Source organism: Actinoplanes campanulatus, from assembly GCF_014647795.1.
GTDB lineage: Bacteria > Actinomycetota > Actinomycetes > Mycobacteriales > Micromonosporaceae > Actinoplanes > Actinoplanes campanulatus.
In genome coordinates, this window is record NZ_BMPW01000028.1 from 43,588 (window position 1) to 66,227 (window position 22,640).

17 protein-coding genes are annotated in these 22,640 nt (G+C 70.4%); 6 read left to right on the top strand and 11 right to left on the bottom strand.

The window, feature by feature from the left end; all coding sequences use genetic code 11:
* Positions 1-3: 3 nt before the first annotated feature.
* Together IEZ13_RS39535 and IEZ13_RS39540 are read right to left on the bottom strand one after the other, a co-directional pair.
* Complete coding sequence (locus IEZ13_RS39535) at positions 4-1,380, bottom strand: family 43 glycosylhydrolase (RefSeq protein WP_183226707.1); 1,377 nt, start codon at positions 1,378-1,380, stop codon at positions 4-6.
* Positions 1,381-1,397: 17 nt separating this feature from the next.
* Positions 1,398-2,828, bottom strand: a complete 1,431-nt coding sequence (locus tag IEZ13_RS39540; protein ID WP_183226706.1) for an AbfB domain-containing protein — start codon at positions 2,826-2,828, stop codon at positions 1,398-1,400.
* 182 nt (positions 2,829-3,010) lie between these two features.
* Between IEZ13_RS39540 and IEZ13_RS39545 the strand changes: the two genes are divergently transcribed.
* Complete coding sequence (locus tag IEZ13_RS39545) at positions 3,011-3,766, top strand: formylglycine-generating enzyme family protein (RefSeq protein ID WP_183226705.1); 756 nt, start codon at positions 3,011-3,013, stop codon at positions 3,764-3,766.
* 7 nt (positions 3,767-3,773) lie between these two features.
* Here the strand turns inward: IEZ13_RS39545 and IEZ13_RS39550 are convergent, their stop codons facing one another.
* Together IEZ13_RS39550 and IEZ13_RS39555 are read right to left on the bottom strand one after the other, a co-directional pair.
* Positions 3,774-4,622, bottom strand: a complete 849-nt coding sequence (locus tag IEZ13_RS39550; RefSeq protein ID WP_183226704.1) for a LacI family DNA-binding transcriptional regulator — start codon at positions 4,620-4,622, stop codon at positions 3,774-3,776.
* Between the two features lie 2 nt (positions 4,623-4,624).
* A complete protein-coding gene (locus tag IEZ13_RS39555) occupies positions 4,625-7,069 on the bottom strand; it encodes a glycoside hydrolase family 2 protein (RefSeq protein ID WP_183226703.1) in 2,445 nt (814 codons plus the stop codon).
* Positions 7,070-7,176: 107 nt separating this feature from the next.
* On the opposite strand from IEZ13_RS39555, the gene IEZ13_RS39560 reads away from it, so the two are divergent.
* Together IEZ13_RS39560 and IEZ13_RS39565 are read left to right on the top strand one after the other, a co-directional pair.
* A complete protein-coding gene (locus tag IEZ13_RS39560) occupies positions 7,177-9,330 on the top strand; it encodes an alpha-galactosidase (RefSeq protein ID WP_183226702.1) in 2,154 nt (717 codons plus the stop codon).
* 127 nt (positions 9,331-9,457) lie between these two features.
* Positions 9,458-11,059 (top strand): ROK family transcriptional regulator, encoded by a 1,602-nt coding sequence (locus IEZ13_RS39565; RefSeq protein ID WP_183226701.1) that lies wholly within the window; start codon positions 9,458-9,460, stop codon positions 11,057-11,059.
* A 370-nt stretch (positions 11,060-11,429) separates the two neighbouring features.
* On the opposite strand, the gene IEZ13_RS39570 is transcribed toward IEZ13_RS39565, so the two are convergent.
* Positions 11,430-12,053, bottom strand: coding sequence for a hypothetical protein (locus tag IEZ13_RS39570; protein WP_183226700.1), 624 nt, complete (start codon positions 12,051-12,053; stop codon positions 11,430-11,432).
* A gap of 430 nt (positions 12,054-12,483) precedes the next feature.
* On the opposite strand from IEZ13_RS39570, the gene IEZ13_RS39575 reads away from it, so the two are divergent.
* A complete protein-coding gene (locus tag IEZ13_RS39575; protein ID WP_183226699.1) occupies positions 12,484-14,808 on the top strand; it encodes a glycogen debranching protein in 2,325 nt (774 codons plus the stop codon).
* A 58-nt stretch (positions 14,809-14,866) separates the two neighbouring features.
* Here IEZ13_RS39575 and IEZ13_RS39580 read toward each other — a convergent pair whose 3' ends face one another.
* Positions 14,867-15,154 (bottom strand): chorismate mutase, encoded by a 288-nt coding sequence (locus IEZ13_RS39580; RefSeq protein WP_203834069.1) that lies wholly within the window; start codon positions 15,152-15,154, stop codon positions 14,867-14,869.
* 110 nt (positions 15,155-15,264) lie between these two features.
* Here IEZ13_RS39580 and IEZ13_RS39585 point away from each other — a divergent pair, with 110 nt between their 5' ends.
* On the top strand, positions 15,265-15,774 hold the full coding sequence (locus tag IEZ13_RS39585; protein ID WP_183226697.1) for a flavodoxin family protein: 510 nt from the start codon (positions 15,265-15,267) through the stop codon (positions 15,772-15,774).
* Here IEZ13_RS39585 and IEZ13_RS39590 read toward each other — a convergent pair.
* The 5 genes from IEZ13_RS39590 to IEZ13_RS39610 are packed head-to-tail and all read right to left on the bottom strand — an operon-like array spanning position 15,763 to position 21,030.
* Positions 15,763-16,569 carry an ABC transporter ATP-binding protein gene (locus IEZ13_RS39590; RefSeq protein ID WP_183226696.1) on the bottom strand — a complete coding sequence of 269 codons (807 nt, stop codon included), beginning with the start codon at positions 16,567-16,569 and terminating at the stop codon, positions 15,763-15,765. The two genes, IEZ13_RS39585 and IEZ13_RS39590, sit on opposite strands and share 12 nt — an antisense overlap.
* A complete protein-coding gene (locus tag IEZ13_RS39595; RefSeq protein WP_183226695.1) occupies positions 16,566-17,399 on the bottom strand; it encodes an ABC transporter ATP-binding protein in 834 nt (277 codons plus the stop codon). Before IEZ13_RS39595 ends, IEZ13_RS39590 begins: the two co-directional genes overlap by 4 nt.
* Complete coding sequence (locus tag IEZ13_RS39600) at positions 17,396-18,340, bottom strand: ABC transporter permease (RefSeq protein ID WP_183226694.1); 945 nt, start codon at positions 18,338-18,340, stop codon at positions 17,396-17,398. Before IEZ13_RS39600 ends, IEZ13_RS39595 begins: the two co-directional genes overlap by 4 nt.
* A 12-nt stretch (positions 18,341-18,352) precedes the next feature.
* Positions 18,353-19,342: an ABC transporter permease gene (locus tag IEZ13_RS39605; protein WP_183226693.1), complete on the bottom strand. Its 990-nt coding sequence runs from the start codon at positions 19,340-19,342 to the stop codon at positions 18,353-18,355.
* An 8-nt stretch (positions 19,343-19,350) separates the two neighbouring features.
* Complete coding sequence (locus tag IEZ13_RS39610) at positions 19,351-21,030, bottom strand: ABC transporter substrate-binding protein (protein ID WP_183226692.1); 1,680 nt, start codon at positions 21,028-21,030, stop codon at positions 19,351-19,353.
* A 227-nt stretch (positions 21,031-21,257) separates the two neighbouring features.
* Here IEZ13_RS39610 and IEZ13_RS39615 point away from each other — a divergent pair, with 227 nt between their 5' ends.
* The gene (locus tag IEZ13_RS39615) at positions 21,258-22,631 is read left to right on the top strand and encodes a cellulase family glycosylhydrolase (RefSeq protein ID WP_183226691.1); all 1,374 of its coding nucleotides are present in this window, start codon (positions 21,258-21,260) and stop codon (positions 22,629-22,631) included.
* The last annotated feature ends 9 nt before the right edge of the window (positions 22,632-22,640 follow it).

Here is a 22,640-nt window from a genome sequence, read left to right on the forward strand (position 1 = left end):
CCGTCACAGGATGGGCACCACCGGCATGATCATGCCGTCGGCGCCGAAACGCAACGGGTCGATCGTGACCTCGCGGTTGGTGCCGTCACCGGCCGGGATCGCGAACCGGTGGTAGGCGACGTACCAGGTGTCGGTGCCGGGCGCCTGCACGATCGAGTGGTGGCCCGGCCCCTTGATGCCCAGATTCAGGTTCTTCGACAGGATCGTGCCGCGGTGCGTCCACGGGCCGAGCGGTGACGTGCTGGTGGCGTACTCGACGTGGTAGTTCTCCGAGCGCGTGTCGTCCACCGAGTAGGTCATGTGATAGACGCCGTTGCGCTTGACGACGAACGGCGCCTCACGGAAGTTCGGCAACCCGAAGGTGGTCACCCTGGCCGGATCGAACGAGATCATGTCGGCATTCAGGGGTACGGCGTACGCGTACCCGTTTCCCCAGTACAGATAGGACTGGCCGTCATCGTCGGTGAACACCGCCGGGTCGATCATCTGCCCGCTGCGGAACCCGGCCGCGATCAGTGGACGGCCCAGCGCGTCGGTGAACGGCCCGGCCGGGCTGGTCGAGGTGGCCACGCCGATGTTGGTGTCGCCGCAGAAGTAGAGGTAGTAGCGGCCGTTGCGGTAGGCCACCGTCGGCGCCCACGCCCGCCCGCTCGACCAGTCGACCTGGGTGGCCAGATCGAGGACGGTGCCGTGATCGGTCCAGTTCACCAGGTCGGTGGAGGAGAACGCCTTGAACCGGGTGCCGCTCCAGCCGGCGTACCCGTCGGTGGTCGGATAGATGTAGTAGCGGCCGTTCAGGTAGGCGATGTTCGGGTCGCCGTACAGGCCTTTGATCACCGGGCTGCGGCGGCCGGCCACCCACGGGGTGGTGACGCGGAACGAGCTGTCCGCCGCGAACGTGCCAGGATTCGTGGTCGAGGGGTCGACCCACAGCTGGTTGTCGCGGTGGCGCAGGAACCGGCCCGGGTAGTTCGACGACTCCAGGCGCACCGAACCGCTCACCGACCCGTCCCGTACGCAGAAGGTGGCGTCGGCGAGGAACGTGGCCGTGCCCGCGTTGGTCTCCAGGCGGACCCGGAAGTCGCGGTGGCGCAGCCACATGCCGTTGGCCGCCTGGAACGAGACACAGCCGGCGCCGCCGGCCAGACCCGGCGTCACGGTGAAGGTGGCGTCGCTCTTGAGCTGGGCCGTGCTGCTCGAGGTGACCGCGGCGACGCTGCCCAGGTAGTCGCTGTGCCGGATGTACCGGCCGGTCAGGTTGACCGACTCCAGCGACCGGGCGCCGGTCGGGATCTCGGCGGCCGCCGCCGGGCCGGCGGCGACGGCCACGACCATCGACGAGCCCAGGAGTACGGTCGCCGCGCGGGCGAGATTGCGCATGGTTGCTCGCTTTCCGGTCAGCTGGTCAGGCGGAAGGTGGCGTCGGCCCGCCCGGTGGCGGTGGTGATCTCGTCGAGCCGCAGCAGGTAGTTGTAGTGCCGCAGGTAGCGGGTCGGGTTGTTGTAGGACCGGAACGACACCGCCGAGGAGTCGGCGAGCCCGGCGACCCGGGTGAAGGTGGCGTCGGCGGCGAAGGCGGTGCTGCCGTCGTTCGGGGCCAGAGCGAAGTCGAAGTTGCTGTGCCGCAGGTAGTAGCCGGGGAAGTTGGTGGACTCGATCGACACCCCGCTGGCGCCGGCCAGGCCGGGCACCAGCCGCCACTGGGAGTCGGCCAGCGGGGATACGCCGGCGTCGATGCGGGCGTCGAGGTTGCTGTGCCGCACGTACCGGTCGGTGAAGTTGTACGACTGGATCCGGTTGACCCCGGTCGTGAAGGTCGCCCACCTACCGTGCAGCGCGGTGTACTGCGCCTGGGTGATCGGCAGGATCGTGCCGTGCCGCTTCCGGCTGGCGCCCAGCGCGTACTCCGAGGTGCCGCGGATCCGGTAGGCGCTCAGCGAGGCCGGATTCGTGGTGGTCAACGGAAGATAGCCACGGCCCGACGAATACTGGTCGACCCACAGGCCCCACTCGTTGCGGTCGTTGAACTTGTGCAGGATCGGGCCCTCCACCTGAGCCCCGGTCAGGCCGAGCCCGGACAGGTCGCCGAGCCGGGTCCAGCCGCCGACGATCTGGTTGCTGCCCTCGATGGTGATCTGCCCGTCGCCGGACGCCCGCACGTACCGGTAACCACCCGCACTGCCCGCGATCTCCAGGATCTGGGTGTCGATGATGCCCTGCGTGCCCGGCCGGTCGATGTAGACCTGCGGGCTGGTGAAAGTGCGGAAGTCGGTGGTACGGGAATAGTAGATCCGCGCCTTGTCGGTAATGGTCGCCCAGTAGACGACATAGTTTCCGGCCGCCGGGTCGTAGACGGCTTCCGGCGCCCAGGCGCAACCGGCGCCGGAAATGGCGCCCGCGACGTTCACCAGGCGCGGCGCCGACCAGGTGGTCAGGTTGGTGGACTCCCATACGACCAGGGAGGTGCTGCCGCTGTGCTGCGCGACGTCCCAGCCCTTGCCGCTCGCGATCCGCAGGTCGGTGGCGATCAGGTAGAACCGGTCGCCGGCCGGGGAGCGGACCAGGGCCGGGTCGCGGACGCCCTTCTCCCCCACGCTGGACAGCAGCACCGGCTGCGACCCGTTCAGGTCGGTCCAGTGCAGGCCGTCGGTGCTGGTGGCGAAGTACATCTGCTCGCCGGTGGCGCTCTCACCGGTGAAGTGCGCCATGAGATAGGCGGTGTACACGTCGGCGGCGGCCGCGGGCCGCGCCGGGAGACCGACGGCGGCCGTGACGACGGCGCCACCGATCGCCGCGAGCAGTTCCCGCCGTCGTGGCTGATAGCTCATGAAATGCCTCCGGGAATGGCATGCCCTTGTTAAGCCTTTATTAAGAGCACATGTTATCGCTAACACATTGGCTGTCAAGGTGGTCAATTCCTAAAGGCACGTGTATTCCGGGAGCGCGCACATTACAGAAATCCGCACACGATTTCCCATCATTTTCCGGCGACCTGTTACCGTTCCGCTCCATGTGGAGCGAGGAGATCGTGGCCCGGCGACCGGCGTGGCGGCACACCCCGTCCGGAGTGGTGTTCCGGGAGGTGCCGGGCGGCGTCTTCCGGATGGGCCTGTCCGATGCGGAGATCGACGCGGTGCGCGCCATCGAGCGCGCCGGTGACACCGAGGACACCGTCGAACCGTTCCTGGCCGGCGCCGATGAATGCCGCCCGGTCCGCGAGGTGAAGGTGAAGCCGTTCCTGCTGGCCCGGCACCCGCTGACCGTCGACCAGGTGCGGCACTGGATGCCGGACTACCACGACTTCTACGCCCGCGCGGACACCACCGCCGCGCGCCTGAGGGGCGACCTCGGCGATCTGCTGGCCGCCCTGCCCTTCCGCCTGCCCAGCGAGGCCGAATGGGAGTACGCGGCCCGCGCCGGAACCACCACGCTCACCTTCCGCGGCGACGCCAGACCCGGCGAGGACCAGCTCCTCGACGACTTCGGCGACGAGACCCGCACCGCCGCCGCGGAGAACCAGTTCGGCCTGGCCGGCATGGGCTCGGCCGGCGAACTCTGCGCCGACGTGTGGATCCCCGGCTTCGACGGCGCCCCGCTGGACGCGAGCCCACGCACCGGCGACGGCCCCCTGACGGTCCGCGGCGGCGCGGCCGACCTCTACCCGTGGCAGGGCTGCGACGAATGGCTCCTGCTGCTCTCCGCCACCCGCTACGAACACGACTCCTTCACCGCGATCCGCCCGGCCGCCCCTCTACCACCCCACTGACCGGCGGTCAGGCGGCGGCCGGGGCCGGGCCGGTGCTTTCGCGGCGGAGGACGCGGATCGGTGGGCCCGGGTAGTCGGCCGGCTGGACGCCGTCGAGGGTGGCGATGACCACGCGGGCCAGGCTCAGGCCGTGGTCGTGGACGTCGATGCTGAGCGCGGACAGCGGCGGCACGGCCAGTTCACACAGCGGCGAGTCGTCGTGGACCAGCAGGCTCACCCGCTCCGGGACCGGCACCCCGCTCCGGATCAGCTCCTGCTCGGCGGCGACCGCCATCACGTCGTTGTCGAAGATCACCGCGGTGGGCGACGGCGAACCGGCCAGCAGGTCCTGAACACCGCGCACCCCGGCCTCGGCCCCGTAGTCGCCCTCGACGATGCGCGCCTCGACGCCGTGGCGGTCGGCCGCCGCGTGCATGGCCGCCGTGCGGTCGGCCGTGTGCACCAGGTCGGCGGGCCCGCTGACCCGCCCGATCACCCGGTGGCCGAGCCCGGCGAGCATCTCCACGGCGACCGTCATGGCGCCGGCGTCGTCGGTGACCACCCGCGGAAAGGCCGCCGTGTCGGCCCGCCCGGCGAGCACCGCGGGCAGCCCCAGCCCGGCCAGGAACTCCGGCCGGGTGTCGTCGTGCACCAGGTTGACCACGACGACGGCCTGCACCGTCCGGTCGCCGGCCCAGCGCTGATAGGTGGCCAGCTCGGCCTCCAGGTCCGGCACCACGAGCAGCAGCACGTTCGCCCCGTAGGGTGCGAGCGCCTCCTCCATGCCGGCGATCAGCTCCATGAAGAACGGCTCGACACCGACCCGGGCGGCGCTGCCGGTGAGCACCAGCCCGATCAGGCCACCCGGGGTGGGCATCGTCAGCCGACCTGCGCCGGAGCGGCGAGCGCGTTCGCCGACCGCAGCACCTCGGGCGCCGCGAACGCCTCGCCGTCCACGGTCGCGGCCGTGGTGACGGTGAACGTGTGCGTCTCCCCTGGCAGCAGGTCGACGAGCATGTCGTCGACGACGGCGTCGGGCGCGACCCGGTCGGCGAGCACGGCCACGTCCCGGGCGAACGATGCGGCGGTCACAGTGATCGAGTATCCGCCCTCGACGGCCACCGCGTGTGCCCGCACCGCCGCCGGGTCGTACCGCAGATCGAAGTCCTCGGCGAACAGGTGGGTGGCCCGCAGCCCACCGCTGTCGGCAACGAGCACCTCCCGGTCGGGTTCGGCGGCCGCGAGCAGGCCCGGGTCGACCTCGATCAGACCGACCGACCGGGCCGGCACGTCCACCTGGGCGGTGACCGCGGCCAGCTCGGCGCCGTCGAAGCGGACCCGCCGCAGCCGGGCGCTGTCGCGCCACGGCTCATCGCGATCGTTGATCACGGCGAGCACGGTGCGGCCGTCACGCTCCTGGAAGGACAGCAGAACCGGGGCGTACGTGCGGCGCAGCGCATACCAGGCCGGTTTGAGCCGCCCGGAACCGTCCACGACGGCCCACGAGGTGACCGGCCAGCAGTCGTTGAGCTGCCACAGGATGCTGCCCATCGTCCGTGGGGCGTGGCCGCGCAGGTGGGCGACCGCATAGGCGGTGGCCCGCGCCTGGTTGAGCTGGGTGGCCCAGTGCCAGGCCGCGAAGTCGGACGGCACCGCCATGTGGTGGGCCAGCCCGCGGTCGAGTTTGCCGTTGCCGTCCTCCGCCTTCTGGTGCAGCAGGAAGGCGGCCGAGTCCTTACGCAGATCCTCCGGCGCGAGCGTGGCGGTCAGCGTCGACCAGGCGGGCGGTGCCTGCCAGCCGAACTCCGAGCAGAACCGTGGCACGAAGTTGTCGTGGACGCGGTAGTCCTCCCGGTTCCAGGCCTCCCACTCGTGGCGGGTGCCGAACCGGTCGTCGTTGGGGTGCACCACCTCGGGATCGTGACCGGGGCTGGACGGGCTGCCCGGGTGGTAGGGCCGGGTCGGGTCGAGCTCGGCCAGCAGCGCCGGGAAGTCCTCGTAGTAGTAACGGGCGCCCCAGGTCGCGCCGTTCAGCGCCTCTTTCCACTGCCAGTCCTCGTGGCCCCAGATGTTCTCGTTGCCGCCGTTCCACAGGATCAGCGACGGGTGCGGGGCGAGCCGGGTCACGTTCTCCCGGGCCTCGGCGAGGATCTCCGACCGCATCGGCTCCTCCTCGCTGTAGGCCGCGCACGCGAGTGGGAAGTCCTGCCAGACCAGCACGCCGAGCTCGTCGCAGACGTCGTAGAACTCGTCGGACTCCCAGATGCCCCCGCCCCAGACGCGCAGCAGGTTGGCGTTGCCGGCGACCGCGCGCCCCACGGCCGCTTCGAGCCGCTCCCGGGTGATGCGGGTGAGCAGGTGGTCCTCGGGGATCCAGTTGAGCCCCAGGACGAAGACCTCCCGGTCGTTGACGATCAGTGTGAACCGGCTGCCGTGCTCGTCGGGGCTCTCGTCGAGCCGCACGTCGCGGAAGCCGACCCGGGCGCGGTGCTCGTCGAGCACGTGGTCTCCGGTGACGAGGGTGACCTCGACCGGCACCAGCGGCTGCTCACCGAGGCCGACCGGCCACCACACCGGCGCGTCCGGCACATGCAGCTCCACGGTCGCCCGGCCGGCGACCACGTCGACCCGGGCGGTGCGCCCCGCGGCCCGCACCTCGACGGTCAGCGGCGCCTCCGACGCCCGCTCGACGGCGACGTGCACGGTGAGCCGGTCACGGGTGGCCGACGGCCGCACCGACGCGAACCGGGCGGTGTGCCAGCGCTCCAGCCGGACCGGCTTCCAGATGCCGGCGGTCTGCAGGTCGGGGCCCCAGTCCCAGCCGAACGAGCAGGCCATCTTGCGCACCGCGTTGAACGGATGAGGGTACGGCCGGGGACGGGAGCCGGCCTGCTCCTCGAACCGCTCCGCGTGCTCCAGCGCCGAGTCGAACCGCACGCTCAACGGGATCTCGCCGTCGCGCAGCAGGTGCCGCACGTCGAACCGGTAGCCGCGGTGCATGTTGGCGGTCCGCCCGACCTCGGTCCCGTCGACCTCGACGGTCGCCACCGTGTCCAGCCCGTCGAAGACCAGGTCGACCCGCTCGCCGGGCGCGGCCGGGGCGGCCGTGAACGTGGTCTCGTAGAGCCAGGCGCTGCGGTGGAACCAGGCCAGCCCGGCCTCGTTGGCGCCCAGATAGGGGTCGGCGATCAGACCCGCCGTGAGCAGGTCGGTGTGGACGGTCCCCGGGACGGCGGTGGGCAGCCGCGACGCGGCGATCTCCGATGGGACCCGGCCACCCGCGGAACGGACGGTCCAGCCCTGGTGAAGGTCGGTCTTGAGCATCGGTGGTGCCCCCTGCGTGAGGAAAATCGGGTTGCCGCCGCGCCGCGACTCCCACATTCTTAAGCAACTGAACGAAGTCCGTCAACGATGATGAGACCGGAGGTCCGATGGCCGATTTCGTGCACCTGAGCGCCGCGGGCGTGAGCCTTGTGCTGGACTTTCGCGGCCCCTCGCTGCCAGCCGTCGTGCACTGGGGCGAGGCCCTGGGCGACCTCGGCCCCGAGCAGCTGGCCGAGGTCGCGCTGGCCACCGAGCCACAGCCGATCGGGTTCTCCGCCGACACCCCGGTCCGCGTCTCCATCGTGCCCGAGCAGTCGGCCGGCTGGCTCGGTCATCCGGGTCTGGCCGGGCATCGCGACGGCACGGCGTGGTCCAGCGCGTTCACGGTTGCCGGCGTGGATCGGAGTGCTCTGGGCGTACTGGTGAGGGGTTTCGACGAGACCGCGGGCCTGGAGCTGGCGATCGAGATCGAGTTGCACCCGGCCGGGGTGTTGCGCGCTCGCGCGCGGCTGACCAGCACGGCGCCGGGCACCTACTGGCTCGATCATCTGACGCTGTTCCTGCCGGTGCCGTCGGAGACCACCGAGTTGCTCGACTTCACCGGCCACCACCTGCGGGAGCGATCCCCACAACGGACCACGTTCACGCACGGCCTGCGGGTCCGGGAGAACCGCACCGGCCGCACCGGCTACGACTCCGCCTACCTGCTGTGCGCGGGCACGGCCGGGTTCGGCAACCGGCACGGGCGGGTCTGGGGTGTGCACACCGCGTTCTCCGGCAACTCGCGCACGGTCGCGGAGCGCAACTATCACGGGCATTCCGCGCTCGGCGGCGGTGAGCTGCTGCTACCCGGCGAGATCGGGCTGCGCCCGGGCGAGTCCTACACGACCCCGTGGGTGTTCGCGGCCTTCGGCGCGCACGGGCTCGACTCGGTGTCGGAGCGTTTCCACAGCTACCTGCGGTCCCGCCCGGGCCATCCCACCCGGCCACGCCCGGTCGTGGTCAACACGTGGGAGGCGGTCTACTTCGATCATGATCTGGGCCGGCTCACCGAGCTGGCCAAGGCGGCCGCGACCGTCGGCGCCGAGCGGTTCGTGCTGGACGACGGCTGGTTCGGGTCCCGCCGCGACGACACCTCCGGCCTCGGCGACTGGACGGTCTCGCCCGACGTGTGGCCGGACGGGCTCGATCCCCTGATCAGCGTGGTCCGTGACCTGGGCATGGAGTTCGGCCTCTGGGTCGAACCCGAGATGATCAATCCCGACTCGGATCTGGCCCGCGCCCACCCCGACTGGATCATGGCCGCCGGCGACCGGCTGCCACCGACGGCGCGATCCCAGCAGGTGCTCGATCTGCACAACCCCTCGGCGTGGGCCTACCTGCGCGACCGGTTGGACGCGCTGCTCAGCGACCACGACATCGGGTATCTGAAATGGGACCACAACCGCGACCTGGTCGACGCCGGCCATCCCGCGTCCGGGCGCGCCGGTGTGCACGACCAGACCCACGCCGTCTACCGGCTCCTCGACGAGCTGCGCGCCCGGCATCCCGGCGTGGAGATCGAGTCCTGCTCGTCCGGCGGCGGCCGCGTCGACCTGGAGATCCTGGCCCGCACCGACCGCATCTGGGCGTCCGACTGCATCGACGCCCACGAGCGGGTGGCGATCCAGCGGTGGACCAGCCTGCTCGTGCCGCTGGAGCTGATCGGCTCGCACGTGGGCGCGCCGCGCTCACACACCACCAACCGCGAGCTGCCACTGGACATGCGCGCCGGCACCGCCATCTGGGGCCATCTCGGCATCGAGTGGGACCTCACCAGGGCAACCCCTGGGGAGCTGGCCCGGCTGGGCGAGTGGGTGGCCCTCTACAAGGAGGTCCGGTCGCTGCTGCACACCGGCACGCTGGTGCACGGGGATGTGGCCGATCCGGCGTATTCGCTGACCGGCGTGGTGTCCGAATCCGACGCCCTGTTCGCGGTCACCGCGACCGCCACCAGCGAGGTCTACCCACCGGGCGCCGTGGCGCTGCCCGGCCTCGACCCGGCCCGGGTCTACCACGTGCGACCACAGCCACCCGGCGACGTGCCCGACGGCAACGCCGCGGCCTGGGGCGCCGCCCTGCCGTGGTGCACGCCCGCCGGCCTCCGGCTGAGCGGCCGCGCCCTCGGCACGGCCGGCCTGCGGCTCCCGGTCCTCTACCCCGACCGGGTCATGCTGATCCGCGCCACCCCGGCCGTCCGTGGCGATGCCGAAGCCGTTTGACGACAGGCGGGATCGATGATCGAGTGGCGGAGTCCGCGTCTCGGACGTGGCGGTGCCACCACCCACGCCTGTGCGGGCAGGATGGTGGCGCGATGACAAAGGGGTTCGGCGACATGGTGGTGGCTGGGTGAGGGAAGCGATCGGTGACGCTACGCCGGTGGGCCGGCCGGGCCGGGGCCGCCGTCCCGCGGCGCGGGAGAGCATCCTCGACGCGATCCGCGCCTCCGAGCCGCTGAGCCGCGTCGAGCTGGCCGCGATCACCGGACTCACCGAGGCGGCGGTGTCGATGACCGTGCGCCGCCTCCTCGATGAGGGCCTGGTCGTGGAGACGGGCCGCGCCCCGACCGGCGGCAAGCCTCGCACCCTGCTGCGCCTGGACCCGGCCGCCCGCCTCGCGGTCGGCGTCCACCTGGACCGGGACGTCACCACGTTCGTGCTGACCGGTCAGACCGGTGGCGTCATCTCCCGCCTCGCCCGTCCCGCACCGCCCGGCGACCTGCTCCCCCACCTCGGCGACGGCATCGGCACCCTGCTGGCGGCCTCCGGCGTGGACCGGGCCCGCTGCCTCGGCCTCGGCGTCGTCTGGCCCGGCCCCCGTAACGGCAACGTCCGCCGCACGCCCGATGCCGACACCCCACCGGCCGCGGGCGGCGTACCGGGATCGACTGAGATATCCCACTTCGGAGGGCCGGGCGCTCCATCGGTCTCGCTGAGCCCGGAGGCCACACCCCACACCCGTCGGCCCCCATCCGCGCCCACCACGACCGGCCCGGAGGCAGCGCGCTCCCACCAGCCGCGGGTCGACCCCGCCGCGGAGGCCCGACCACCGGCGAGCCAGACGAACTGGGTCACCTCGCCCGGCGCCGCGGAGGCCCGACCACCGGCGGCCCGGACCGACCGGGCGACCTTGCCCGGCGCCGCGGAGGCGGCGGGCACACCGGCCTACGTGGTCAGCGCGGAGGCGCTGCCGCACGCGAGCGACGACGCCGCCCACCAACGCGGTTGGGACGCGCCGCCGCACCTGCGGGGATGGGACGCCGACGAGCTCGGGCGGCGGCTGGCCGAGGAGAACGGCTGGCCGGTGCTCGTGGAGAACGACGCGACCGCCGCCGCCGTCGGTGAGTACTGGGTGGCGCGGGTCGGGCCGGAGCAGGCGTTCGCGGCCCTCTACATGGGCAGCGGCATCGGCGCCGGGATCGTCGTCGAGGGCCGGGCGATGCGGGGCGGCCACGGTGCGGCGGGCGAGTTCGGCCACGTGTGCGTCCAGGTCGATGGTCCGGAATGCTGGTGCGGCAGTCGCGGGTGCCTGGAGATCCTGGCCGGGCCCCGCACCGTGGTGGCCGCGGCCCGCGCCGACGGCACGGCGGCCGCGGAGGCCGGCCTCGACCAGTCCGCGCCGCGGAGCGTGACCGCCGATTTCGCCGCGGTGGCCCGGGCCGCACGGGCGGGCGCTCCGCGATGCCTCGCGCTGCTGGAGGATTCCGCACGGTACGTCGCGGCCGCCGCCGAGTCGGTGGTGAACCTGCTCGACATCGACCTGGTGGTGCTCACCGGCCCGGGTTTCGCGGCGGCGTCGTTCGTCTACGGCCCGGCCATCATGCGCCGCGTCCAACCCGCGGACCGCCGCACCTGGCACCGCTCGGCGACGGTCACCGTCTCCCTGGCCGCCGCGACCGCCTCGGCGACCGGCGCCGCCGCCCTGGTCCTCCAGTCCCACCTGCGCCGCTGACTCCCGGCACTGGGCGGGTGAACCCCGGCTGGCTCTCAGCGCTGTCTCGGACACCGGGACACAGCCCTCACCACCAGCCGACCGATCCCGAACCGGCTGCCGGCGCTGCCGAGCCCGACCCGAACGACCGGCCCGGCCGGTACGGGGTGAGTGGTCCTAGGATGCGGACTGTGGACGGGGCGCTCGGGAGACTCTCGCCGGAACAACGGGGCCTGCTGGAGCGGTGGATCCCGGGCGCGATGGTCGAGAAGGACCACAGCTGGGGCATCGTCGAGACCACCGTGCTGGAGATGACCCGGGGTGGCGCCCGCTTCATACAAGGGCATCGAGGCGTGCGAGGCCCAGGGCCACCGGATGATCGACGAGGCACTCACGGCGGCGTGACGGGCGCGAGGCCGCTGAGCACGTCGTCGCCGACGGACAGCAACCGGTCGAGTTCGGCGGCGCTGCTCAGGCTCGGGTAGAGGAAGCTCGCCTGCCCGTCGGCCACGTCCACCGCCGGGTAGCCCGCCCAGCCGAGCCGGTTCAGCAGATCCGTGCCGGTGAGCAGCCCCGCGAGGCTGCCGGAGGCGTCGTAGCCGCCACCGCGCTTGGGGTCGAGGTGCAGGTCACCGGCCAGTTCCGGCGCCTCCATGGTGATCACCACGGCCAGCACCGTGGTGCCGTGGTCGATGCCGAGCCGGGAGGTGAGCCCGGAATCCACGACCGCGGCCACCACCGCGGCGCTCGCCTCGCGCTGGCGGAACTTCCCGCGGGCGGCCCCGCGCTGCCGAAGATCGGGCAGTCCGGCGAGGCGGCCGACCGGCACGGTGGGCTGGTAGGCGGCCGGATCCCACGTCCATCTCCGGGCCAGCGCCTGAGCGCGCAGGGTCCGCACGCTCTGACCGGAGACGCGCAGTTTCCCGATCTCCTTGCCGGCCATCCCGAACGCCAGCACACCCCGGACGATCAGGGCGGCGAGCCCCACCATGGCGCCGATCACTGCCCAGTCCATACTGCCCCCCGACATCGGTTTCCGGCCTACCTCGTTGGTACTCCGCAAGGTCAAGATTCCGGCAAAACCACAGCATGCGTACGCGAAATGGTCCGGCGGGACGGCACGTGGACAGGTAGCCGGGCCGCCGGCTTCGACGAGCGCAGATCGTGATGACCGTGTCTGGTGAAACTGGACGGTGATGGCAACTTCTTGCAAATCCTGGCAGTGGATCCTTGACTTTTAGTACCTATTTGCCCGCTTTTCAAGGGCAACCCCTCGGCTCGAGCCCTGAATGCCCGTTAACATTTATGTCATCGGATGCTAGCGTCTCGGAAACATTGCAAGGTCTTGCATCGATCACGGTCGGCAGAGGGCGCCACTCACCGACTTCCTCGTACCACTCGTCCCCACGAGGAGGTCTTCCGCAATGAATCCCCGCTCGGCCACGATGACGACACGACACCCGGCCCGGCGCCTCGCCCTGGCCCTCATCCTGCTCATCGGTGTCACCGTGGCGCTGTCCGGCGGCATCGTCACCGCGCCACCGGCCCGGGCCGCGATCGACGCCCAGAGCCTGGGAGCGCGCTACAACGGCACGGGCAGCAACATCACGTTCCGGGTCCACTCGGCGACGGCCACCCGGATCGCGGTCTACCTCTACAGTGCCGCCACCGGCGCGCAGGAGAAGGCCAGCTACGTCCTGACCGAGAACAGCGACACCTTCGCCACCACCGTCAGCGTGGCCGACCTGGCCGCCCGCGGGATCACCGGCACGGTCTACTACGGCTACCGCGCCTGGGGGCCCAACTGGACCTACAACGCAGGCTGGACGAAGGGCTCGACGGCCGGATTCGTCTCCGACGTCGACTCCGCCGGCAATCGGTTCAACCCCAACAAGCTCCTGATCGACCCGTACGCCAGGGAGATCAGCCACGACCCGCTCACCCCGAGCCGGACCAGCGCGAGCGGATACCGCTCCGGCGCCAACCGCGCGACCGACACCGGCACCTTCGCCCCCAAGGGCATCGTCCTGCCCGCGGCGACCGGCGCGACGGGCACGAAACCCACCAGGGCCTTCAAGGACGACATCGTGTACGAGGTGCACCTGCGTGGCCTGACCAGGAACGACCCCTCGATCACCTCGGCCTATCGAGGCACCTACCGGGGCGCCGGGCTCAAGGCCGCGTACCTCGCGTCGCTGGGTGTGACAGCGGTGGAGTTCCTGCCGGTTCAGGAGACACAGAACGACACGAACGACGTCGACGCCACCGGCACCTCCGGTGACAACTACTGGGGGTACATGACCCTCAACTACTTCGCCCCCGACCGTCGCTACGCCTACGACAAGTCCCCCGGCGGGCCCACCGCGGAGTTCCAGGCCATGGTGAAGGCGTACCACGACGCCGGTATCAAGGTCCTCGTCGACGTGGTGTACAACCACACCGCCGAAGAGGGGCCGCAGGGCGACAAGAACACCTACAACCTGTTCTCGTGGCGCGGCCTCGACAACCCCACCTACTACTCACTGACCGGCGACCGGCAGAGTCCGTGGGACAACACCGGTGTCGGCGGCAACTACAACACCGCCAACCCGGTCGCGCAGAACCTCATCGTCGACTCGGTGGCCTACTGGAAGAACACGCTCGGCATCGACGGTTTCCGGTTCGACCTGGCGTCCGTCCTCGGCAACACCTGCCAGCACGGATGCTTCAACTACGACCGCACCAACGCCGGCACGGCCCTCAACCGCCTCGTCGCCGAAATGCCCGCCCGCCCGGCGGGCGGAGGCTCCGGCGTCGACTGGATCGCTGAGCCGTGGGCCATCGGCGGCAACAGCTACCAGGTCGGCAACTTCCCGGCCGGCTGGTCGGAGTGGAACGGCATCTACCGCGACACCGTGCGCCGCGACCAGAACAAGCTGGGTGTGGACGCGGTCACGCCGGGCGAGCTCGCCAACCGCCTGGCCGGATCGTCCGATCTCTACGGCGACGACGGCCGCCGACCATGGAACTCGGTCAACTTCATGGTCGCCCACGACGGGTTCACCCTCAAAGACCTGTACTCCTGTGCGGCGAAGAACAACAACCAACCCTGGCCGTACGGGCCGTCGGACGGCGGTTCCGACGACAACATCTCCTGGGATCAGGGCGGAGCGGCTGCCGACCAGCGAAAGGCGGCACGCAACGGTCAAGCGTTGCTCCTGCTGTCGGGCGGCACGCCGATGATGACCGGCGGCGACGAGTATCTGCGCGGCGTCAACTGCAACAACAACCCTTACAACCTCGACTCCAGCGCCAACTGGCTCAACTGGGCGCCCGGCACCGACCAGACGAACTTCGCCACCTTCACCAGCCGGCTGCTCGCGTTCCGCAAGGCACATCCCGCCCTGCGGCCGGTGAACTTCTACGCCGCCACCGACACCAACGGGAACGGACTCGGCCAGTTGAACTGGTTCACCCCGGCCGGCACCGCTCCGGACGCCGCGTACTGGGGGAATGCGAACAACCACGCACTGGCCTGGCGCATCGACGGCAGTGAGTTCGGTGACTCCGCGCCGGGCATCTACGTCGCCTACAACGGCTGGTCCGGCGACGTCGATTTCACCCTGCCCCCACCACCCGCCGGCAAGCAGTGGTACCGGGTCACCGACACCTCCACCTGGGCCGAAGGGCCCAACCAGGTGGCCGGCCCCGGTGCGGAGGCCCTCATCGGCGGCGCCTCCACCACATACGCGCTGCGCGCCCGAGCCGTACTTCTCCTCGTCGCCAAGTAGCCCGGTGGCACCGCGGGACGGACGCCTCGACGCCCCGCGGTGCCACCGGCGCCCGCCGCTACTCGTCGGCGAGGTCCCGGTGTTCGGCGAGCTCCAGGTCGATGAAAGCGCCGATCATCGCCCGGTAGACCCGCTCGACCACCTCCGGTGACCCGCCGGCCGCGACGGCCAGGCCGCGCACCTTGGCGATGACCTCCTCGACCCGGGCGGGCGCCCGGACCGCCTGCTCGTCGGTCTTCAGCGCGGCGGCCCGCCGGACCAGCCGCTCCCGGGCGGCGAGCCGCTGCACCACCTCGGCGTCGATCGCGTCGATGGCCCGGCGGACTTCGGTGAGGTCGGCATCCATGCCGGCCATCGTGCCAGCGGGTGTCCACGCCAGGGTCGTCCGGCCCTGCCGTGGCCCACCGGGCCCGGTGTCTACTGGCTGCGATGGCACACCAACGGGAGGGATCGGCGATGAGAGCGCTCGTTGTCTACGAATCCATGTTCGGTAACACCGCCGCGGTGGCGCAGGCGGTGGCCGACGGGCTCACCGCCGGTTTCGAGGTGACGCTCACCGACGTGCACGAGCGGCCGCCGGTCGCGGGCGTGGATCTGTTGGTGGTCGGCGCACCGACCCACGCCTTCGGGTTGAGCCGGGTGTCGACCAGGGCGGACGCGGTCAAGCACGGTGAGGTGCGGGCCGGGGCGCAGGAGGCCGGCATCCGGGAGTACCTGGACGCCGCTCCCCCGCTGGCCGGCCTGCCGGTGGCGGCCTTCGACACCCGGATGGACACCCGGTTCCCGACCGGCTCGGCGGCCCGCAAGGCGATGCGGCGGCTGCACGGTCTGGGTGGCAAGCCGGTCCTGCCGGCCGAGAACTTCCGGGTCGGCGGCATGACCGGCCCGCTGGTCGACGGTGAGATCGAGCGCGCCCGTCACTGGGCACGGCAGGTCGCGGACCGGCACACCGCCTCAGCGGCGTAGTTCGCCGAGACGGCGTTCCGGGTTGGGTGCGGCGTCGGCGAGCGTACGCGTGTACTCGTGCCGTGGATGGAGGATGACCTCGTCGGCCGGCCCGCGTTCGACGACCCGGCCCTGGTGGAGGACGAGGATCTCGTCGGAGAAGTGGCGGGCGGTGGCCAGGTCGTGGGTGATGTAGAGGACGCCCAGGTCCTCCTCCCGTTGCAGGGTGGCGAGCAGGTTGAGCACGCCGAGCCGGATCGACACGTCGAGCATGGAGACGGGTTCGTCGGCGATCAGGACGCCGGGTGAGGGTGCGAGGGCGCGGGCGATGGCGACGCGCTGCCGCTGGCCGCCGGAGAGTTCGTGTGGGCGGCGGCGGGCGAAGCCGGCGGCCGGGGTGAGGCGGACCCGTTCGAGCAGGCGCAGCACCCGCTGGTGGACTTCGGCGTCGCTGAGCCCGCGCTGGTGCAGCCGGACCGGCCGGGTGAGGTGGTGTTCGACGTCGTGGAACGGGTTCAGCGACGCGAACGGATCTTGAAAGACCATTTGCACGGTACGCCGGTAGCGCGCGAGTGCGGAGCCACGGCGGGCCACCGGTTCGCCGTCGAGCAGGATGTGCCCGGAGGTGGGCTGTTCGAGCTGTAGCAGCAGGCGGGCGATGGTGGACTTGCCGCTGCCGCTCTGCCCGACCAGTGCCACGGTGCGCCCGTGGTCGAGGGTGAAGCTGACGTCGTCGACGGCGCGCAGCGTACGCGTACGCATGCCGTTTCGAAGTCGATAGTCCTTGCGGAGCCCGCGCACTTCGAGTGTCGTCATGCTGATTCCCTGAGAAAGGAGCCGCGGTCGCCGGTGAGGCTGGGAAACGACGCGAGCAGCTGTTTCGTGTAGTCGTGGCGCGGTTGGGTGTAGAGCTGGTAGGCGTCGCCGAGTTCGGCGATCGCCCCGTCGCGCATGACCGCGATCCGGTCACTGATCTCCAGCAGCAGCGGCAGGTCGTGGGTGATGAAGACGACGGCGAAGCCGTGTTCGTCGCGTAGCCGGGTGAGTTCGCGGAGGATCTCGCGTTGCACGACGACGTCGAGGGCGGTGGTCGGCTCGTCCATGATCATGATCTGTGGTTCCAGGGCCATGGCCATCGCGATCATGACGCGCTGCCGCATGCCGCCGGACAGCTCATGGGGGTACGAGGTGAGCCGCCCCCGGTCCACGCCGACGGATTCGAGCAGGTCGCCGCAGCGCAGGCGGCGGTCGCGGCGGGACATGGCGGGCCGGTGGGTGGTGAAGATGTCCTCGAATTGGTCGCGGATCGAGATGACCGGGTTGAGGGAGTTCATGGCGCCCTGGAACACCATGGAGATCTTGTCCCAGCGGGCGGCCCGCAGATCCTCCGGGCCGAGATCACCCCAGTCGATGTCGCCGCCGCCACGGGCGTGGAAGACCGCCCGCCCCGACGTGATCATGGCGGGTGGTTTGAGCAGGCGCACGATCGCGTAGGCGAGGGTGCTCTTGCCGCAGCCGCTCTCCCCGGCGAGGCCGAGCACCTCGCCGCGCCGCAGGGTCAGCGACACGTCCCGGACGGCGTGCACGACCGGGTCGACCAGGTAGTCGACGCTGAGGTTCTCGATGGTCAGGACCGGTTCGCTCACAGCGTCGACTCCTTGGCCCTACGGATCTGCTCGCGCGACATCCGCCAGCCGCGGCGGGCGCCCCGGGTCTGGTTGCGCAGCTTGGGGTTGATGATCTCGTCGATCGAGAAGTTGATCAGGGACAGGGCCGCGCCGAAGAGGGCGAGCATCAGCCCCGGGGGCACGAACCACCACCACGCGCCGAGCCGCAGGGCGAGCCCGTTCTGCGCGTAGTACAGCATGGTGCCCCAGGTGAACGACTCGGTGGCGCCCAGCCCGAGGTAGGAGAGGCCGGCCTCGCCCAGGATGGCGAAGATGACCGCGAAGACCACCTGGGAGGCGAGCAGCGGGATGAGGTTGGGCAGGATCTCGACCAGCAGGATCCGCCATCGTCGTTCCCCGGCGACCCGGCTGGCCAGCACGTAGTCGCGGCTGCGCAGGCTGAGGGTGGAGCCGCGCAGCACCCGCGCGGACCCGGCCCAGCTGGTGATCGCCAGGACGAGCGCGACGAGCAGGAGGCTGCGCTCGGCGACGTAGGCCGAGATGACGATCACCACGGGCAGTCCGGGGATGACCAGGACGACGTTGGTGAACAGGGAGAACGCCTCGTCGAGCCAGCCGCCCGCATACGCCCCGACGATGCCGAAGAAGCCGGACAGGATCAGGGTGAGCAGCCCGACGACGGCGCCGACGATCAGCGAGCCGCGGGTGGCGTAGGCGAGTTGGGCGAGCACGTCCTGCCCGGTCTGGGTGGTGCCGAGGAGGTGGTCGGCGCTGGGTGGGGTGAGGCCGATGTCGTCGATCTTGGCCGGGTCCTGGACGAGCAGCGGCCCGATCAGCCCGAACAGGGTGATGAGCCCGGCGATGATCAGGCCGGTGGCCAGTTTGCCGGTCATCGGCGGCAGGGTGGGGCGGCGGCGTGGGACGGCGAGGTTCACGGTGACGGTGTCGGCGGCGGCCATGGCGTCCCTTTCTCAGCCCCGCGCCCGGATGCGCGGGTCGATGACCGAGTACAGGAGGTCGACCAGCAGGTTGGCGCCCAGTACCGACAGCGTGATGATCAGGAGGATGCCCTGCATGAGGGCGTAGTCGTTGCCGCCGACCGCCTGGAGCAGCGCCGACCCGATGCCCGGGTAGGAGAACACCGCCTCGGTGATGATCGATCCGGCGACCACGAAGCCGAGCGAGATGGCGAACCCGGAGATGGACGGGAGGACGGCGTTGCGGGCCGCGTACCGCATCATGATCCGCCGGGAGCGCAGGCCCTTGGCCTCCGCCGTGACCATGTAGTCGTCGGACAGGGTGGAGACCATCATGTTGCGCATGCCCAGCATCCACCCGCCGATCGACGACAGGATGATGGTGAGCGCCGGCAGGGTGCCGTAGTAGACGACCGAGGCGAGGAACGGCCCGTTCCAGCCCGGGGTGACGTTGTAGACGTCGTAGCCGCCGTTGAGCGGGAAGACCGGCCAGACGCTGCCGAGCAGGAAGAGCAGGATCAGGGCCAGCCAGAAGTAGGGCACGGACTGGAACATCGTGGTGACCGGGATCAGGTTGTCCATCCACGAGCCCCGCTTCCAGCCGGCGAGGGTGCCCAGGCCCACGCCGGTCAGGAAGGAGATGATCGTGGCCAGCCCGATCAGCCCGATCGTCCAGGGCAGGGTCTGCGCGATGATCGAGCTGACCGGGGCCGGGAAGAAGACCAGGGAGACGCCCAGGTCCCCGTTGGCCAATCCCGCAAGGTAGTCGCCGTACTGGGCCCACAGCGGCCGGCTCGAGTCGGTGCCCAGCATCGCCTCGATCGCCTCCCGGGACTCCGGCGTGACCGGCCCCTTCTGCCCCAGCTTGGCCAGCATGATCTCGACGGGGTCGCCGGGCATCATGCGGGGGATGAGGAAGTTGAGGGTCAGCGCCGCCCAGAGGGCGACCAGGTAGAACCCGAGCTTGCGGGACAGGTAGCGCATCGGCCGGGCTACTTCGCCGGCGTGATGTTGGCCAGGACGATGCCGTTGTCCCAGATCTTCCAGGAGGCGGGCAGCGCGTACTTGTTGTCGTTGCTGGGCCAGCCGGTGGCACGGCTCGTGTTGAACTCGGTGAGCAGCGAGTTCACATAGATCGGGATGTACGGCAGGTCCCGTACGATCTCGGTTTGAATGGCCTTGTATTGCTCTTTCTGGGCGGCCTCGTCGTTGGTGCCGGCCGCCACCGCGATCGCCTTGTCCACCGTGTCGTTGTGGTAGCGGGCGAAGTTGCCGCTGGTCCGGGCGCTCTCACCGACCTTGGCGGTGGTTCCGCTGGCGTATTTCGGCTGGTAGATGTGGTACGGGTTGGAGTTGGCGCCCAGCCCGATCGAGTCCAGTGAGAGCTGGTAGCGGCCCTGCACCTGGTTGTTGTTCCACTCGTTCCAGGACAGCTGGGTCGGCTTGAGCTCGATGCCGACCTCCTTGAGCTGCTGGGCCATCGTGTCGTTGAGCGAGATGTAGTCGCTCCAGCCGCTCACCGTCTGGATGGTCATCGACAGCCGCTCGCCGCCCTTGGCGCGGATGCCGTCGGCGCCCTTGGCCCAGCCGGCCGCGTCGAGGATCTGGTTGGCCTTCGCGGCGTCGCCGGTGCCCGGGATGGCCTGCTGGGACGGATCGGCGATCCACTTCTGGTCGCGCTCGGGCAGCAGCATGGTGGGCGAGGCGGTGGCCGCGTAACCGCCGCCGGCCAGCTTGTTGAGCTGGTCGCGGTTGATGGCGTGGTAGATGGCCTGGCGCACGGCGGGGTCGGTCTGCGGGCCCTTGCAGCCGTACTCGGCGCCGGCGCAGGTGAAGATCGACGTCGTCATGGTGGGCGTGTTCACATACGACAGGTCCTTGTGGTTCTTCAGCAGCTGGTCGAGGCCGGGCAGGTAGGAGCTCATCCAGTCGACCTGGCCGGCGGTCAGCGCGGCGCTGGCGGCGTCGGCGGTGGCCAACGAGATGTAACGCACGTTCTGGATCTGCGGCTTGCCCGGCTGCCAGTAGTTCGGGTTCTTCTCGATGACGAAGCTCTGCGCCGAGAAGGACTTGAGCTTGAACGGGCCGGTGCCGACCGGGTTCTGGTTGATCGTCTTCTCGGGGTCGGGGATCTTGCTCCAGATGTGTTCGGGGATCATCGGGGTGTGGCCGATGATGGCCGCCTCGTCGGTGAACGACTTGGTCCCGAAGGTGATCACCGCGGTCTTGTCGTCCTTGGCCACCGAACTCGTGATGTCCAGGTTGGTGGCGTTGATCGCCTTGGTGCGCTTGATCAGGTCGAAGGTGAAGGCCACGTCCTTGGCGGTGAACGGCTGCCCGTCGGACCACTTGACACCCTCGCGGGCGGTGACGGTCAGCTCGGTGCCGTCGGTGTTCCACGAGTAGCCCGTGGCGAGCATCGGCTGGGGCGGCGCGTCGTTGGCCAGGTTGTACCAGAACAGGGCCTCGTACATGGTGCCGTTGGTGGGTTGCAGCTGAGTCGGTGAGAACGGGTTCCAGTTCTCCACGATGGCGCCGTTCGCGCCGTTGAACACGGTTATCGAGCTGTCGGCGGTGCCGGACTTCTCCTCGCCGTCGGCGCCGGTGCAGCCGGCCAGCAGGAGTGCCGCGGCGGTCGCGGCGAGGATCCGGCGTGCGCTGGGGATGGACATCGTCGAGTTCCTCCGCGAGTGGGGGTGCGCGGGCCACCCGCCTCCCGAGCCGGGAAGCAGGGATCTTCTTCGATGCTGATCATTATTAAGCGGCTTAAGTTTGCGGTGTCAAGGCCGACTTGCATCGATCATGATCGACTGAGATTCTGGCTTGACCCACTTAGTTAAGTCCTTTTAGATTCTCCCCCGCAAGCCCCGTCCCCACCCCCGTCCCCCGGAGGATCCCCATGAGAGCGAAATGGTGGGGCGGCCTCGCGGCCGTCCTGACCACCGCCGCGGCAGTCCTGACCCTGGCCCAGCCCGCCCAGGCCGCCGCCGGCTTCACCGTCTCGGGCACCCGCATCCTGGATGCCAACGGCAACACGTTCCTGATGCGTGGCGTCAACCACGCGCACACGTGGTACGCGGGCCAGACCAGCACCTCGCTGGCGAACATCAAGGCCCTCGGCGCCAACACGGTCCGCGTCGTGCTGGCCAGCGGCCAGCGCTGGACGGCCAACCCCGCCTCGGACGTCACCACCGTGATCAGCCAGTGCAAGGCCAACCGGCTGATCTGCGTGCTGGAGGTGCACGACACGACGGGTTACGGCGAACAGTCCGGCGCCGCCACCCTGGCCCAGGCCGTCGACTACTGGATCTCCATCAAGAGCGCCCTGACCGGCCAGGAGAACTTCGTCATCCTCAACATCGGCAACGAGCCGTACGGCAACGGCACCGCGTCCGCCAACTGGACCGCCGACACCAAGTCCGCCATCACCCGCCTGCGCGCCGCCGGCTTCCAGCACCAGATCATGGTGGACGCGCCGAACTGGGGACAGGACTGGCAGTTCATCATGCGCGACAACGCCGCCTCGGTGTTCGCCGCCGACCCGCAGCGCAACACCGTCTTCTCGATCCACATGTACGGCGTCTTCGACACCGCCGCCGAGATCAACGACTACCTGGGCCGGTTCCAGACGGCGAACCTGCCGATCGTGGTCGGTGAGTTCGGGCACGACCACTCCGACGGCAACCCCGACGAGGACACCATCCTGGCCACCGCCCAGCAGCGGGGCATCGGCTACCTCGGCTGGTCCTGGTCCGGCAACGGCGGCGGCGTCGAGTACCTGGACATGGTCACCAACTTCAACCCGGCGCAGCTGACCAGCTGGGGCCAGCGGATCTTCAACGGCGCCAACGGGATCAAGGCCACGTCGAAGGAGGCCACGGTGTTCGGCGGCGTCTCGCCGTCACCGTCCAGCAGTTCCGCGAGCCCGTCCCCGAGCGTGTCGCCGAGCACCAGCACCCCGCCGCCGGCCGGCGGCTGCACCGCCACCTACGCGATCAGCAACCAGTGGGGCGGCGGCTTCCAGGGCACGGTCACCGTCAAGGCCGGCAGCAGCGCCATCACCGGCTGGACCGTGACCTGGACCTGGCCCAACGGGCAGCGCTTCACCAACACCTGGAACACCACGGCCGCCACCTCCGGGGAGACGGTCACCGCCCGCAACGCGCCGTACAACGGCACGCTCGCCGCGGGGGCCACGACCAGCTTCGGGTTCACCGCCTCCAGCGGGGCGACCAACGCCGTACCGTCCCCGGTGAGCTGCGCCGCCTCGTAGACTGACGGG